The sequence below is a fragment of the Gordonia ajococcus genome, from assembly GCF_012974285.1.
In the GTDB taxonomy this organism is placed as follows: domain Bacteria; phylum Actinomycetota; class Actinomycetes; order Mycobacteriales; family Mycobacteriaceae; genus Gordonia; species Gordonia amicalis.
Window position 1 is genome coordinate 2,572,207 of sequence record NZ_CP052884.1, and the last position, 14,219, is coordinate 2,586,425.

At 61.8% G+C, this 14,219-nt stretch carries 8 protein-coding genes and 2 pseudogenes; 6 read left to right on the forward strand and 4 right to left on the reverse strand.

Annotation, left to right across the window (positions count from 1 at the left end):
• Positions 1 to 118 precede the first annotated feature (118 nt).
• Genes GAA2_RS11710 through GAA2_RS11725 form a run of 4 tightly spaced genes read left to right on the forward strand, consistent with a single transcriptional unit; the run spans position 119 to position 6,129 of the window.
• Positions 119 to 2,692 carry a Z1 domain-containing protein gene (locus GAA2_RS11710; RefSeq protein ID WP_006438801.1) on the forward strand — a complete coding sequence of 858 codons (2,574 nt, stop codon included), beginning with the start codon at positions 119 to 121 and terminating at the stop codon, positions 2,690 to 2,692.
• Positions 2,685 to 4,499, forward strand: a complete 1,815-nt coding sequence (locus GAA2_RS11715) for a hypothetical protein (RefSeq protein ID WP_191834361.1) — start codon at positions 2,685 to 2,687, stop codon at positions 4,497 to 4,499. The genes GAA2_RS11710 and GAA2_RS11715 overlap by 8 nt, the downstream gene beginning before the upstream one ends.
• A complete protein-coding gene (locus tag GAA2_RS11720) occupies positions 4,499 to 5,389 on the forward strand; it encodes a hypothetical protein (RefSeq protein WP_006438805.1) in 891 nt (296 codons plus the stop codon). Before GAA2_RS11715 ends, GAA2_RS11720 begins: the two co-directional genes overlap by 1 nt.
• Complete coding sequence (locus GAA2_RS11725) at positions 5,386 to 6,129, forward strand: DUF6339 family protein (protein ID WP_006438807.1); 744 nt, start codon at positions 5,386 to 5,388, stop codon at positions 6,127 to 6,129. The genes GAA2_RS11720 and GAA2_RS11725 overlap by 4 nt, the downstream gene beginning before the upstream one ends.
• A gap of 91 nt (positions 6,130 to 6,220) precedes the next feature.
• Here the strand turns inward: GAA2_RS11725 and GAA2_RS11730 are convergent, their stop codons facing one another.
• Positions 6,221 to 7,381 carry a NaeI family type II restriction endonuclease gene (locus GAA2_RS11730; protein ID WP_210738532.1) on the reverse strand — a complete coding sequence of 387 codons (1,161 nt, stop codon included), beginning with the start codon at positions 7,379 to 7,381 and terminating at the stop codon, positions 6,221 to 6,223.
• A gap of 53 nt (positions 7,382 to 7,434) precedes the next feature.
• Positions 7,435 to 8,526, reverse strand: a complete 1,092-nt coding sequence (locus GAA2_RS11735) for a DNA cytosine methyltransferase (protein ID WP_006438810.1) — start codon at positions 8,524 to 8,526, stop codon at positions 7,435 to 7,437.
• 54 nt (positions 8,527 to 8,580) lie between these two features.
• Here GAA2_RS11735 and GAA2_RS11740 point away from each other — a divergent pair, with 54 nt between their 5' ends.
• Positions 8,581 to 9,030: a very short patch repair endonuclease gene (locus tag GAA2_RS11740; protein WP_376740341.1), complete on the forward strand. Its 450-nt coding sequence runs from the start codon at positions 8,581 to 8,583 to the stop codon at positions 9,028 to 9,030.
• Positions 9,031 to 9,455: 425 nt separating this feature from the next.
• Positions 9,456 to 10,775, forward strand: a complete 1,320-nt coding sequence (locus GAA2_RS11745; protein ID WP_191834362.1) for an IS256 family transposase — start codon at positions 9,456 to 9,458, stop codon at positions 10,773 to 10,775.
• Positions 10,776 to 11,239: 464 nt separating this feature from the next.
• On the opposite strand, the pseudogene GAA2_RS11750 reads toward GAA2_RS11745, so the two are convergent.
• A pseudogene (locus tag GAA2_RS11750) lies at positions 11,240 to 12,373 on the reverse strand (DEAD/DEAH box helicase); the annotation flags it as partial.
• Positions 12,343 to 14,178, reverse strand: a pseudogene (locus GAA2_RS11755) (AAA domain-containing protein); the annotation flags it as partial. The pseudogenes GAA2_RS11750 and GAA2_RS11755, both read right to left, overlap by 31 nt.
• Positions 14,179 to 14,219: the final 41 nt, after the last annotated feature.

Below are 14,219 nucleotides of genomic sequence, written 5' to 3' on the forward strand. Positions count from 1 at the left end.
CGGCCGGGGTCAGGTTTCCGAGAGGAGATCCTCGGTGTCCCTCGATCGGCTGACACACGCAGCTTGACGGTGCGGTGCTATACCGTCGTATCAGGCAACTACCGGAGGTTCCGAGACAGTGGTAGATGAGTTCTTCGAGGTCTTCGCCGCGTGGGCGCGCGAGACGTCTCTCGAGTTGGCCTTGAAGAAGTTCCGACCGCGGCTCCCACCTCAGGAGTTGGCCGAGTACGAGGCCGAGTACCGGTCCAGGATGTCGAGCATCCGCAGCAACGGACCCGTTATCATCCACGGCCCGCGTAAACCGTGGTATCCCGGACCGAATGCCGAGACCGACACCTATTGGCCGGCTCTCGACCGTCACATGCGAGCCGACCTCGCCTGGCCGGACGACCGAATCGGCTCTCTTGATCAATCGTCCAGCAAAGTCATCGCCTGTACCCCTCCTCCGAACGAGCCGAACTGGGACGCGAAAGGCCTTGTGGTCGGATACGTCCAGTCTGGTAAGACGACCAATTTCACGGCCGTGATCGCAAAGGCCGCCGATGTCGGCTACAAATTCATCATTGTCTTCTCCGGCATTCACAACGGATTGCGCAAACAAACGCAGGACCGGCTCGACGAGCAGCTGTGTCAACTGACGCCCAAGAAGTGGAAACAGCTGACCAATGCCGACGACGATTTCCGGGCACCCGCGATTCCGGCCACCGCACTACTGCACTTGGGTGAAAGCGGTGTCGCGCTGGCCGTCGTCAAGAAGAACGCCACGGTCCTCAGACGCCTCGACCAGTGGCTGCAACCCGCTGTGAAGCAGCGAGCCCTGGCCGACGTCCCGACCTTGATCATCGACGATGAGGCCGACCAGGCCAGCGTGGAGACCTCATCGATCAATCCGCTGATCCGCAGCATCATCGGCAAGCTTCCGAAGACCACCTACATCGGGTACACGGCAACGCCTTTCGCGAACGTTCTCATCGATCCGAGCGACGACGACCTGTATCCGAAGGATTTCATTCTCAACTTGCCGCGACCCGAAGGCTATTTCGGTACCGAGCGGGTCTTCGGCCGTGACGCCGTCGAAGGCGACGAGGCCAACGGCGCCGACCTCGACGGGTCGAACATGGTCCGGATCATCCCGGATGAAGACGTCGACGCTGTGCGTCCGGTTGGTCGGGCAGCCGCTGCGGACTTCATCCCTTCGATCCCACGAAGCATGTCCGATGCCATCGACTGGTTCGTGCTGGCGACCGCCGGCCGCCGCGCCCGTGGCGATGACGGTCATTCAACCATGCTAATCCACACATCGGTGAAAACCGATGTGCACCTTGACTTCAAGGACCCGCTCCGATCTCGCGTCGACAAGCTGCGGAAACTCGTGGCAACCGGCGACGAGTCGACACTAGATCGACTCCGTGCCCTGTGGACGTCGGAGACCGCGGAGGTCCCGGCGGAGAGCTTCGGCCTCGCACCCCTGGACTTCGACGAGGTTCAGGCGCAATTGCCCTCCGTTCTGGACGGGGTCAGCATCGTCATCGACAACTTCCGCAGCGAGGACCGACTGGACTACTCGATCCCGGGTCAGGTCGCGATCGCGGTGGGCGGCAACACGTTGAGCCGAGGACTGACCCTCGAAGGCCTCACTGTCAGCTACTTCGTACGAGCGGCCAAGGCCTACGACACCTTGCTGCAGATGGCCAGGTGGTTCGGGTTCCGTCCGGGATACGAAGACCTGCCACGGATCTGGATGACCGAGGAACTCCGTCAATGGTTCCGCCATCTCGCCACCGTCGAACACGAGATCCGACTGGACACCGAGCGTTATCAGTCCGAAGACCTTACCCCCACCGAGTTCGGAGTCCGTATTCGCACGCATCCGACTCTGCGCATCACGGCGAAGATGGGCGCAGCACTTCCCGCATACGCGTCGTATGGCGGGCGTCGCGTCCAGACGCGGTACTTCTGCCCCAAGGACGCGGAATGGCTGCGCCACAACGTCGATGCGGCGGACGGCTTCGTGGCTCGGGTCCGGACAGCCGGGATCGAACCCGACGAACCCCTCGAGAACGGCGCAGTCATCTTCCGTAACGTATCGGCCGACGACGTTCTCCGTTTCTTGGTGGACTACAAAGTGCATCCTGACTCGCCGGACCTCGATCACGAACTCATCGAGAAGTACGTGACGAAGCAACGTCAGACGGGTCACCTGGACACATGGAACCTTGCAGTGATGGCCGGCCACACGACTGCCCACGGATCGGTTCGGCTCGGTTCGCTCGAGTTCGGCAGGATCGTCCGTTCACGCTTGAAGGACGAAGGGCTCGAACGAGCTGACATCAAAACTTTGATGTCGAAGGATCATCGCGCAGTCGACTTCATGGAATCGGCAGTCGCGCGAGGGCTGAAGGAGACCGAACTCGCGAAGGCGCGTGACGCCGACCCAGTCGTGAGGAGTAAGGGACTCATACTGCTCTATCCGATCGACCCGCACTCCGAACCGGAGCCGGCCAACAAGTCGTCCCGTAAGTCACTCGACGCTGTAGACGACGTCATCGGCATGGCGCTCGTCTTCCCCGGCCATCCTGACGAGTCGTCGCAGGTTCGACAAACGTATGTGGCAGTGGACCTCACCGACGCAGAAGTCGAGGTGGAACAAGGCGAACTGGACGAACTCTCCGGGCAGTCCGACGATGAATGAGCCTGTGGCCCGGGCGTCGTGGTGGTCTCAGCCGGTCGCAGCAGAAGGCTCCACCGCGTCCGAAGGAATTCGTCGCCAGCTGGGAAAACCTCGTCTCGATCCTCTCACCGTGTTGGTCCGCGAGGCCGCACAGAACAGTTGCGACGCCGCGCTGCCCGGCCGTGACGTTGAGTTCGCTGTCAAGATCAGCAACCTCAGCGGTCGGCGACTGCAGAATTGGCGCAATTTTCTACTTCCCGAGCCGGTCGGCTCCCAACTCGGCCTTCGAAAAGCACTGGACCGTGACATCCGCATTCTGACCGTCACCGATCGCGGAACCAGTGGACTCGGAGGGCCACTTCGAGCAGACGAACCACCACGCGAGGACGAACGTGCCGACTTTGTGAAGTTCGTACGGAACGTCGGGGAACGAAAGAACGTGAGCCTTGGTGGCGGGTCCTACGGATTCGGAAAGGGCATCTTTTACAACGTCAGTCGTTGCCATGTGATCGTCGTAGACAGTCAGTGTATGTTCCGCGGAAAACTCCAGCGGCGGTTGATCGGCGCCGCGATGGGCGACGGTTACGAGGACAAGAAGATCCGTTTCACCGGGCGCCACTGGTTGGGTGTCAAAGAAGACGGCATCGCACAAGCCCTTGTCGACGACGACGCGGTGAGGGTTGCTGAATCACTCGGGCTTCCACGTTTTGACGACGGTGAGACAGGTACCACTGTGGCGGTCGTCGACGTCGACCTGGGAGGCAGTGCCGGCACCGACGATGTCGAACGCACCCCGCAACAAGCAGCGGAGTACCTTGCCTCCACCATTGCCTGGAACCTGTGGCCGCGCATGATCGCCGACTCCCCTGGCCGGCTCAAATGTTCGGTGAAGTTCGAAGGCTTCAACGTAGAGATTCCAGACCCAGAACGATCCATCGAGCTCAAGCCGTTCGTCGACGCCTACCGACGGTTGAAGATCGAGGGCGAGTACGAAATCCCCTCGCGCAAGACCCCTCCCACCGAGATCGGACGTTTCGCAAAGACAGAGACGATGGCTCCGTTCAGAGTGGACGAAATCCTCGCCGCGGCAGCACCGTTCGAGGGACCTGCGCGACACTGTGCACGGATGCGCCAAGCCGATCTCGTCGTCGACTATGTCGCCGGGACCACACAGCCGGTGGAAGGAGTTCAGTACGGCGCGGTCTTCAAATCCAGCGCCGAGGCAGACCAGTACTTCTCCGACGCAGAACCTCCGACACACGACGACTGGGTCACGAGCGGTCTTCACGGGACGGCGCTCGGCGTTGTCCGCCTGGCGAACGCCTTCATCCGTACCAACTTGAATCCGGTTCAGCAGGAGCGGAACCCGGAGGTCGTGTCGGATGCGGCACTGGCCCCGCTGGCGAATCGGCTCTCTGGTCTTCTCGCGGCGGCCCCCGGTGGTGACGGCCCCAACGAAGACGACAAGAAGCGCGGTGGCGGTAAGCGCAGATCGACCAACTCGCGGTCGAGGCCGCGGATAACTTCTGGTCCTCGATTGACGACCCGTCAGGGTGCGCCACTGATCGAGGCCGGCGTGACGTTTCCTACTTGGCCTGTCGCCACCACGGTCAAAGTCGTTCCGATGGTCGTGATCGACTCGGGGGTCGAAAGAGACAGCGAACTCGACCAGCCCGAGGTCCTCGGCTGGTCATGCCCGACGACGGGCGAGGTCCGGCACGGGGACTCGATCTCCGTCGAGCCATCAGACGCGCGACAATGGGACATCGCCATCCGGCCACCCGGAGACGCAGTCGTTCGCCTGACCCTGTCTGTGGACGACCGCTGATGAAGACAGACGTCAAGCCGTACTTCGTCCCATCAGACGAGTCCGTCACCGCTTCCCCGTGGCTACGACAGGTCGACGGCGAGCTCGAGCCACTCGGTGAGACGATCGAGAACTGGGACTACCGTACCGAGGTTCACCTGAGATGTGCCGTCACGATCGACGCCGTGAAAGTACGTGCGCAGTCAGGATTGACCGACGGCTCCCCGATCTCGCTTGTCCTCGGCTATCGCGCACTCGACACCTATCTCGCGGGGCCCAACACGGTCATCCCTCTGTACGACGGCACATCTGAAGTAGAGCTGACGATCGATCCAGACCACGCGGGTTCAGTGATCTCGGTGACGCGGCGTCTCGTGTTGGCGCGCGACAGGTTGGCGGCGGCTCCCGGGGAAGCTCGGCACGCCGGCAGCGTCCTTTGGGAGGACGCGCACCCTCTCCGCCTGACCGGCTCACTGACGATGTTCCCCACAGAGGTGGTGGACTTCGAAGCATTCGGTCTGAACCCGAACACCAGTTGGCACGCCCTTCAGCCACCGTCTCCGGATGCTCCTGCGATGGGTGCGCTCCTCCTGTTGCTCAACGCAAACGACACCAAGTTGGTTGCCGCCGTGCAGAAAGAGCGTCGTCTCAGCGAAGAGCAGCAGTTCCTGGTCGAGCACATGGAGGAGAACCTCGTACTCGAGATCGTCCGATGGGCACTGGCACGGTGGGACGAACTCGCGGCGACCGACGAACAGTCGTTCGGGGCGTCGGCACGAGCATTGACGAAGCGGGTTCTGCCTGACCCGGAGACGTGGTCACTCGACAGTCTGACCGTGGCCTCGATCGATCTGCGCACCGCTGTCATCGGAGGAGCTCGCGCACTCGGATTCGGACGGAGTCTGTCATGACAGAACTGTGGCCACGTGTGGCGATGGGCCTGGCTGTCGCCGAGTATCGAGGATTGCCGAGCGACATCCGCGAACTGGCGGCCAACGCGCGGAACAGTCACCCCCAGGTCACGTACGCGGCGACCGGCGGCGTGCGTGTAACCGAGGCCCGGGTTACCGATCTGGCCGAGGCGGTACGTGCCGTCGCCGTCGAGTATGGGTTCCCAGAGGCTGCCGGTCCCGCAGACCTTGTCCGATTCGACCGAGCTGCGGCAGAGGCAGTCCACTCGGCGATGTCGATCAATCCTGTCGAGGCCGGAATCCGTGGCGTCTGGAGCTTTCTGAGTCTGATCGCAATGCCCGACGTCACCCGGTGGCGTTTTCAGGGCGACAACATCGAGCGATGGGTCGCGACGGACCTTACCCGCCATATGTTTGCCCGACTGTGGTGGCAGGCAAGAACATTCGCAGTGGTCACCCCGGCCGGCGCGACCGACTACTCGCTGCTCCGTGGAATGTCCGAGAGTGATCTGAACCAGATCATGGAACGTCGCTCCATCGCGGGGGTCGCACCGCTGGCGCGGTCGATCGCTCGAGTCCTCGCCCAGGATCCGCAGGCCGGAAGCCGACGGAAGATGCTTCGAGATGCGACTCCCCGACTACGGCGGCTGATGTCGTTCATCGACTTCTCCGCACTGGACGACACTCAACTCGACGACCGCGTGCGGGCAGTACTTCACGAGACACGACTGGCCGGGTAAGCAGAGCTCAGCTAACCCAATTCAAGCGTTTGAGCGGCGAACTATCCGTGCCGTCCACACGTTGTCCCCCCCCCGAGCCCCGTAGTCAGAGTTAGCGCGGTGCACTCAGATACCGGTAGTCCACCGTTACGGGGATCACGGGCTCCTCATCGCGCGCGATGGCCCAACGCTCGCCGTACAGTTCAACGAAGGGTCGCGTGTCAGTCTCAGACACCGATACGAGCCGGACTGAGATCCACTCACCCTTGACCGGGATCGGCAGACCTAACGCCTTCGCGATCTTCGGGTGCGCGTCTTGGTGCCCAAGGACGACAATTCCTTGAGTCTTCAGCGGTTTTCGAGCGTCGCGGACGCGCTTAGGAGCGTCGTCCTGCTGACCGACAGTCAATACGACTTGACGGCTTACGATTTGCCGCTGAGCTTCGAGAAACAGTTGTGTGACCCGCTGTTGACCAGACAGTCCGTTGGTCAAGATTCGGCCGCGCATCGACGAGTCCATCTGGAGCAACAGGTTTCGCGGCAAGTCCTTCTGCATACCGCCCCAAAGCCAGTAGATATCGGATAGCGTCTCAGCCCTCAGTTTGCGCTTATTGTCGCGGTTGTAGCCGCGGACCATGCGGCCCGTTTGCTTGTCCATTCGCCACCAGAGACGATCGTCTGTAACGGTGACCAGGCCAGCGAGCCACCGATTGGTGGTGTCATCGAACCACGTCAGCATCGCGGGGTGGTTGTCTTTACCCTGACGTTCGCCGTGGTCCGCGCAGAGATACATCTCCATCGGGATCTCCCACCCACCGACGTCCTTGGAGAACTTGCAATCGATGTCCCGCCCCGCGATCTTCCAATCGAGGTGGTCACCGTCCGTGAACTCGAACTCCTTCGTGAGATTCACCTCGACGGCAGTTCCCAGGTATGTCTTCTCGGTCTTTGAGAGATGCTGGTACGCCCAGCGACCAGTGCGCTGACCATCGAGCAACTCGTCGAGCGAATCGCGTAACGCCCAGCGGAAACGATCGCGCGCGTCAGGCGCAGTCTCGAACCACTGAGCTATATCGCGTAGCTCAGGCGCAGGCTCTTGATACCGCTCAGCATTGATCAGCCACGTCCCTGGAACCCTTCCCATAACAGCATCCGCCGCAGGAGCCCGGTGGACGCGGAAAACGTTGCGCCGACGACGTAAAGCCGCGGCCCGAGAATCCTGAAGGGGTGCTATGCCAGGGTGCGTGAAGTCGAAGTCAGTGCGATTAGACACGCGAACAGTCTGGCATCGCGCAAGTTTGGGCTAGCCCCCGGCTCCCGTGCCCATCACAGATACGGGCGGATATGCTCTGCAATAGCGGACGCAAGCCCGATTGGCACTGCGTTGCCGATCTGCCGGGCGATCTCGATCTTGCTGCCGCACCACTCGAAATCATCCGGAAAGCCCTGCAGCCGTGCTGCTTCAAGATGGGTGATCGGCCGATTCACTCGGTTCCGGCCCCGTGCGTCCCATTGTGGATGGAGGTAGGCACCCTTCTCAGGCTTGTAGAACTCTGTGCGGATCGTGTGCGACGGGAAATCCCACCGCATCCGGCCCATCACATCGGTCGTTCCGGACGGCTTCTCACGCCAGCACCGGGGAAGCAGATGATCCGGTATGTCGAACCGCCCGCCGCCAGGAGGCACGTGATCGTACCGCTGCAGTGATAGCTTCGTCGGATTTCGGCCTATATGCAGGTCTGCGGCCTTGAAAACCCCCGGGACGGTTTCCCCGAAGAACTCGGTCTTGCTCGACGGCAGACTGGTGATGGCCGGGGTCGGCGGAAGCCCTTCGATCCGTGTTCTAGTGCCGTTCCAAGGCTGGAGTCCCGAACCGGGCTCTGGATTCCGCGCGTGAGTCGCAGCTGGAAGCTCGATCTTCCCGACTCGGGAACCGATCACGATGGTTCGAATGCGCCGCTGAGCCACACCATAGTCTGCAGCGTTGAGGTGACCGTAAGACAGGTCGTACTTCGCGAGCGAGCCGTCCTCTGCCTCTTTGAGTAGAAGCTGAAATTCGCTCGACTTCATGAAGCGGTCGACGTTCTCGATGACGAAGACTTTCGGCTTCGCCACCCCCACCACACGCAGGTATTCCCTCCACAACTGATTGCGCGGATCGTTGATGTCCCGCGACCCCAAGTTGGAGAATCCTTGACAGGGCGGCCCGCCGATCACGACGTCGGCTTGCGGGATCTGCTTCTTGTTGATCTCGGCGATGTCGCCGTAGAACGTGTGGTCCTCCCCGAAGTTCGCCGCATACGTCGCCGCGGCGTGCAGGTTGAACTCGACTGACAACACGGGTTGGTAGTCCCCCGCCGCCGAGAAGCCGGCAGTCATCCCACCACAACCCGCGAAGAGGTCAATCACGTCTACCATGCGCCAACCATACGAGACACCTCCGACAGACTTGGGTACCACGCCGGTCGTACGATGCTGAATGTGGCACGCGGCACCTCCTGGGCCTCTTCTTCGGCGGTCCGGGCTTCTATGCAGAGCAACCGGCGACGGGATACCAGTCCTGAGCTCGCGGTGCGTCGCCTCGTGCACGCGGCCGGCCTGCGCTACCGCGTGGACTTTGCGCCACTCGATGACCATCGCCGGCTCCGCGCCGACCTAGTTTTCACACGGGCCCACGTCGCGGTCTTCATCGATGGCTGCTTCTGGCACGGATGCCCGCAGCACCACACCGTGGCAAAGACCAACGCCGAATACTGGGCGCGCAAGGTTCAGACCAACATGGACCGTGACGAACGGTTCAACGCGCTCCTCGAGAAGGCTGGCTGGTCGGTGCTTCGATTCTGGGAACATGAAGAGCCCGCGTCCGTAGCCAGATCCATCGTTCGTGTGGTCAGTGCGGCTGGTGCGAAATCAGGGCATTGAGCCCTCACCAGCAGGTACCCGCTCGGCAGACTTCGGCACACTTATCGCCCGCACCGAAACGGGCCCCTACTTACGAGCGCGACTAGACGCGTACGGCAAGTGACACACCACTACGGTCGCCTTGTAACTCTTTCGTGCAGCTACGACGAACCCAAGATGTCGTCAAGAACCAACTATTGCTCCCTGGTGCGCAACTAGCGCAGCGAGTCGCGTCAAACTCGACATTCGCGGCAAGTCGCGTCCATACGCGGCCATCGACCAAAGAATCCTAGGACGGCCGTGGCGCACGGAGCAATGATCAGAACCTGTGGATGACCCTCGGTGAGGGGGCGTTGAAAGTGGGCGCACCTTCCCGAGGATGATCTGAATATCCGAAGGTCCGATCATGAGCCGGCGTTGGCGCGCTGGTTCGGGAAGGTACGCCCATGCTCACCGTAGTTCACGATGCCACCGAGGCCACTGAAAGCACCGGCGGTGCCGGTCGGTCGTTATTGGACGAGATCGTCCGCGACGGCGCCCGGCAGATGCTGGCTGCAGCACTCAAAGCCGAGGTCGCCGCCTACGTGGCCCAGTTCGCCGACCAGCTCGATGAGGACGGCCATCGGTTGGTGGTCCGCAACGGCTACCACCAGCCGCGTGAGGTGCTGACCGCGGCCGGCGCGGTCAAGGTGAAGGCGCCGCGGGTCAACGACCGCCGCGTGGACCCCGATACCGGTGTGCGGCAGCGGTTTTCCTCGGCGATCCTGCCGGCGTGGGCACGTAAGTCTCCGCAGATGAGTGAGGTGTTGCCGCTGCTGTACCTGCATGGGCTGTCCAGCGGCGACTTCACTGCGGCGTTGGAGCAGTTCCTCGGCTCGGGTGCGGGGTTGTCGGCCTCGACGATCACCCGGCTGACCGCGCAGTGGCAGGACGAAGCCGCGGCGTTCGGGCGCCGTGATCTGTCCGGTACCGACTACGTCTACCTGTGGGTCGACGGCATCCACCTCAAGGTGCGCCTGGAGCAGACCAAACTGTGCCTGCTGGTGATGATTGGCGTGCGTACTGATGGCCGCAAGGAGCTGGTGGCGATCACCGACGGGTATCGGGAGTCCACCGAGTCGTGGGCCGACCTGCTACGCGACTGCAAACGCCGCGGGATGACTGCCCCGGTGCTGGCCGTGGGCGATGGCGCCCTCGGGTTCTGGAAGGCGGTCCGCGAAGTGTTCCCAGCGACCCGTGAGCAGCGGTGCTGGTTTCACAAGCAGGCCAATATCCTTGCCGCACTGCCTAAGTCGGCACATCCGTCGGCGTTGGCGGCGATCAAGGATATCTACAACGCCGAGGACATCGACAAGGCACAGATCGCGGTCAAGGCATTCGAGGTCGACTTCGGCGCCAAATACCCCAAGGCCGTCGCCAAGATCACCGACGACCTTGACACCCTGCTTGAGTTCTACAAGTACCCGGCCGAGCATTGGATTCACCTGCGCACGACCAACCCGATCGAAAGCACTTTCGCCACGGTGCGACTTCGGACCAAGGTCACCAAAGGGCCTGGATCACGCGCGGCCGGGATTGCCATGGCCTCCAAGCTGATAGACGCCGCACAAGCCCGCTGGCGGGCCGTCAACGCCCCGCATCTGGTCGCCCTGGTCCGTGCCGGCGCGGTCTTCCACAAAGGCAAACTGCTCGAACGGCCCACCGACATCACCCCACCGCAACCGCCTTCAAACGGTGACGAGCGCACCGGAACGGAGGTCGCCTGAAACACCCCGATCCACAGGTCTTGACAATTTCTCTCGCCAACCAGACCGAACCGCCGGATCAGAACCTCAGCTTCGTCCGGGTCCAACTCGACGAGCGCGCGGAGGATCTCGTCGACGCTCTCGCACTGCTTGAAACGCACCGCACTCGCAACGACGCTCCGGATATGCGCACTAGCTTGCTGGGTCATCGCCGCACTTTCCGCCACCGTGGTAGTAGCTGTCGCAGCCAACTCTTGGTCATCCTTACTCAGCGCCTCACCGTGCTTGTCTGGTTCGGGTAACCATTCCCTCATCAGTGCTGGAACACAGTGGACCTCAACTGTTTCGAGGTGTTGAGCGATCTCGGTGAGCTGCTCGAGGAACGTCCCATGCGCACCGTTCTTCGGGTCTTCAGAGCTTCCCTCGGCGTAGAAGATGAGGAACACTGCGGCACGTCCGTCGGCCTTCGGGCGAAGCACTCGGCCCATGCGTTGAATCATCTGCCGACGAGTTCGGCTGGCAGCAAGGATGATCCCGACATCCGCCTCTGGGACATCGATTCCCTCGTCGAGAACACGGGGAGCAGCCAGAGCTGTGAGACTGCCGTCCTTGAATGACTTGAGGAGCGCGACTCTCTCGTTCCGAGTTAGTTCGCTGGTGTATGGGGCCGCTGCCACTCCTTCTTGCAGGAGAGTCTCAGCAGCGGACGCGGCGGCTGTTTTCGTCTCGGCGAACAGGAGCGTTCGACTTGATCGTTCAAGCCCAGGCGCAATCTCGGCGAGTGCTTGCTCTTTGCCCGAGATTGAGGCGAGCAGGTCGCGACGTTCTGAGAACGCTTTGAGGTACCGCCGAGCGGACCGGACTGACGGATCGCCGCCGAAGTCGTCCTTTGCAAGTAATTGGACGTCTTTGAGGAAAGTCCCGAACGGCTCTGCCCGGCAGCCGTATCGAGAGATGAGATTGGCTCGCTCCGCGCGAGCTACCTCGTCGAGGTTGTCATAACGCGCTCGTTCGCGTGGCGCGAACGGTACTGGCACGAGTGCCACGTTCACTGGCGCGAGGATCCCGTCTTCGTACCCGCGTTGATAGGTACAGCCCGAGATCACGTTCTCGAAGAACGGCATCAGGACTTGTTCGATGCCGTCGTCCGATCGTTCCAGGGTCGCAGTTAGACCCAAGCGATGGTCGAATGAGTGGGTCAGGACTTTCGCGAAGGACTCCGCGGCGTATCTGTGCACTTCGTCGGCGACCACCAGCGAACCATCCGGCGGGCGTTCAACGGCGGGCATCACCGCTGATTGGACAGTCGACACGATCACATCAAAGTGACGGAATGAATCCTGGTAGGCGTCGCCGCGTCGCCCCACTCGTAGCGAGTCATCCGCCGCGACGAGCCGTTCGTGCCACTGGCGGAGTAGGTCACGCGACGGTACGACGACGAGTACCCGTCGACCAACAGCTACCGCTTCCAACGTGGCAGCGATTCCGACTTCAGTCTTCCCTGAACCGGTAACCGCCTCGATGACGCCTCGTCGTCCTCGTTTGCGCCACTCGTCGAGCGCCTCCTCCTGCCAGGCGCGTAGCGGTTTCAAGCTTTCGCCTTCCGCGAGCGAACCCACAGCATCGTGCCGGCCTTCGTCATCTCATCCAGGTGACCGTCTTCCACTAACGCGTTCAGCACGCCCCGTGTCTCACTCTCACTGAGTTTCGCGATGTGACAGGCACGGTCGATCGTCAGCGGAACACTGGACCATGCGGCAGCGACAAGAACCTTCCGAAGAGTCACGTTTGCGGTGGAAGCCCCGGTGTTCGAGCTGTCGGATTCGGCTGCTGATCGACGTAAGAGATCATCTCGGGCGTTCAGGCCTGGCGTGTAGCCACTGTCCTCTTGCCGGTCGTTGACATCGGACCGCGATGTTGGTTCGACGACCGAGGAGGCGGACTTCTGCGCCGGCGGTGGTGGTGCGGTCTCCTTCATCACTCTCGCTACAGACGTGGAAGTGTGAAGTCCTTGGTCGTCCGAATCGCCCTCGCGGTCCTCGATGGGAGCGACAGGCCGTTCGGTATCGGTGGAACCGTCTGACTTGTCACCGTCTCGACTGACGACGGTCGAGGCCGTCGGGGTTTCCCTAGCGTGGTCACCCCCCGGCCTGATTCCCAAGTTGTCGAGTTCGGTCCACAGCGTCGACATCGCTTGTACGCGATCCGCGTAGAACTCGGACTCGCGTACCCGCCAGAAGGTCCATCCGCATCGGCGGAGTTCGATCTCGCGCTCGAGGTCCTCCCGCAGCTGTTCGGGCGTGGTGTGGAACGCGTCGCCGTCGCATTCCACTGCTAGCCGTGATGCACTTCCCGTCACGACAAGGTCGATACGGCGGTTGTTCACCGGGATCTGCGGGTTGACGTGGTAGCCGCGGGCAACGATTTCGTTGAAGACTCGCTGCTCGAAGAGGCTGTCGAAACGAGGATCTCGCACATCATTGGATACGTTCTCGGGCACCGGTTCCGACGTCGCGACGGGCATCGCAGTCATGTGCTCAAGAAGCGATTTGCGGAGATCTCCAGTTCGCAACCGGTCCAGTGTCACCGAGTGGAACAGCCACATCTGGTCTTTGGCACGAGAGGCGCCCACGTTGAAGCGTTGCTCAAACTCCGTCCGGGTAAGTGACTGGAAGTTCTGGTCAGGTGCCACGACCAATGACAGGAAGATGACGTCCCGTTCATCGCCCTGGAAGTCGGGTGGAGTTCCAACCCGGAAGCGACGCGACTCCCACTCCTCTTCTGAAATCCTGCCGCGCAACTCATTCTGGATCGCGGTAACTTGGCCCTGCCCCTGCAAGACAACGACTCCCATCGTCTTGCCGTCGTACTGGGCATCGTCGAGGCACGTGCGCACTTGGTTCGAGATCGCGACGGCTTCAGCCTTGTTTGCGAGCGTGGCGTTCTTCCCGGTGACGGTCGCGCCGGTGACATACGTGCTCTTCAGCGGCGGTAGCCGGTCGGAGCCAAATTGCCGGACTGGTACGAGCGGTGCGTCACGATAGAACTGGTTGCTCGACCAGCTGATGATCTCTGGCATCGATCGGAAGTGCTCACGCAGCCGGACGACCTGACCGAATCTGGATCGTAGGAGCGAGAATAAGCTCGACCGCGGGGTGAACGTGTTCCGGACATGGTCCGGTAGGTCGCCGAGGTAATTGTCCAGGCGTGTGAACACATCATCGAGCCCACCAAGTGCCACTTCGCTGGGGGTGCACTGTTTGTCGTCGCCAACGACGATCACGCGGGGTGCCAACCACAGCAAGTACAGGTTGGTGATGTCCACCTGACTGGCTTCGTCCACGATGACAACGTCAAACGCTCCCGGCTGCGGCGGGATTGATGCGAGGACCTGTTGTGTAGGCATCACCCACGCCGGCACTGACGGCGCTCATCGAAATTCCCTAGTTTCGCTCACCGAAATTC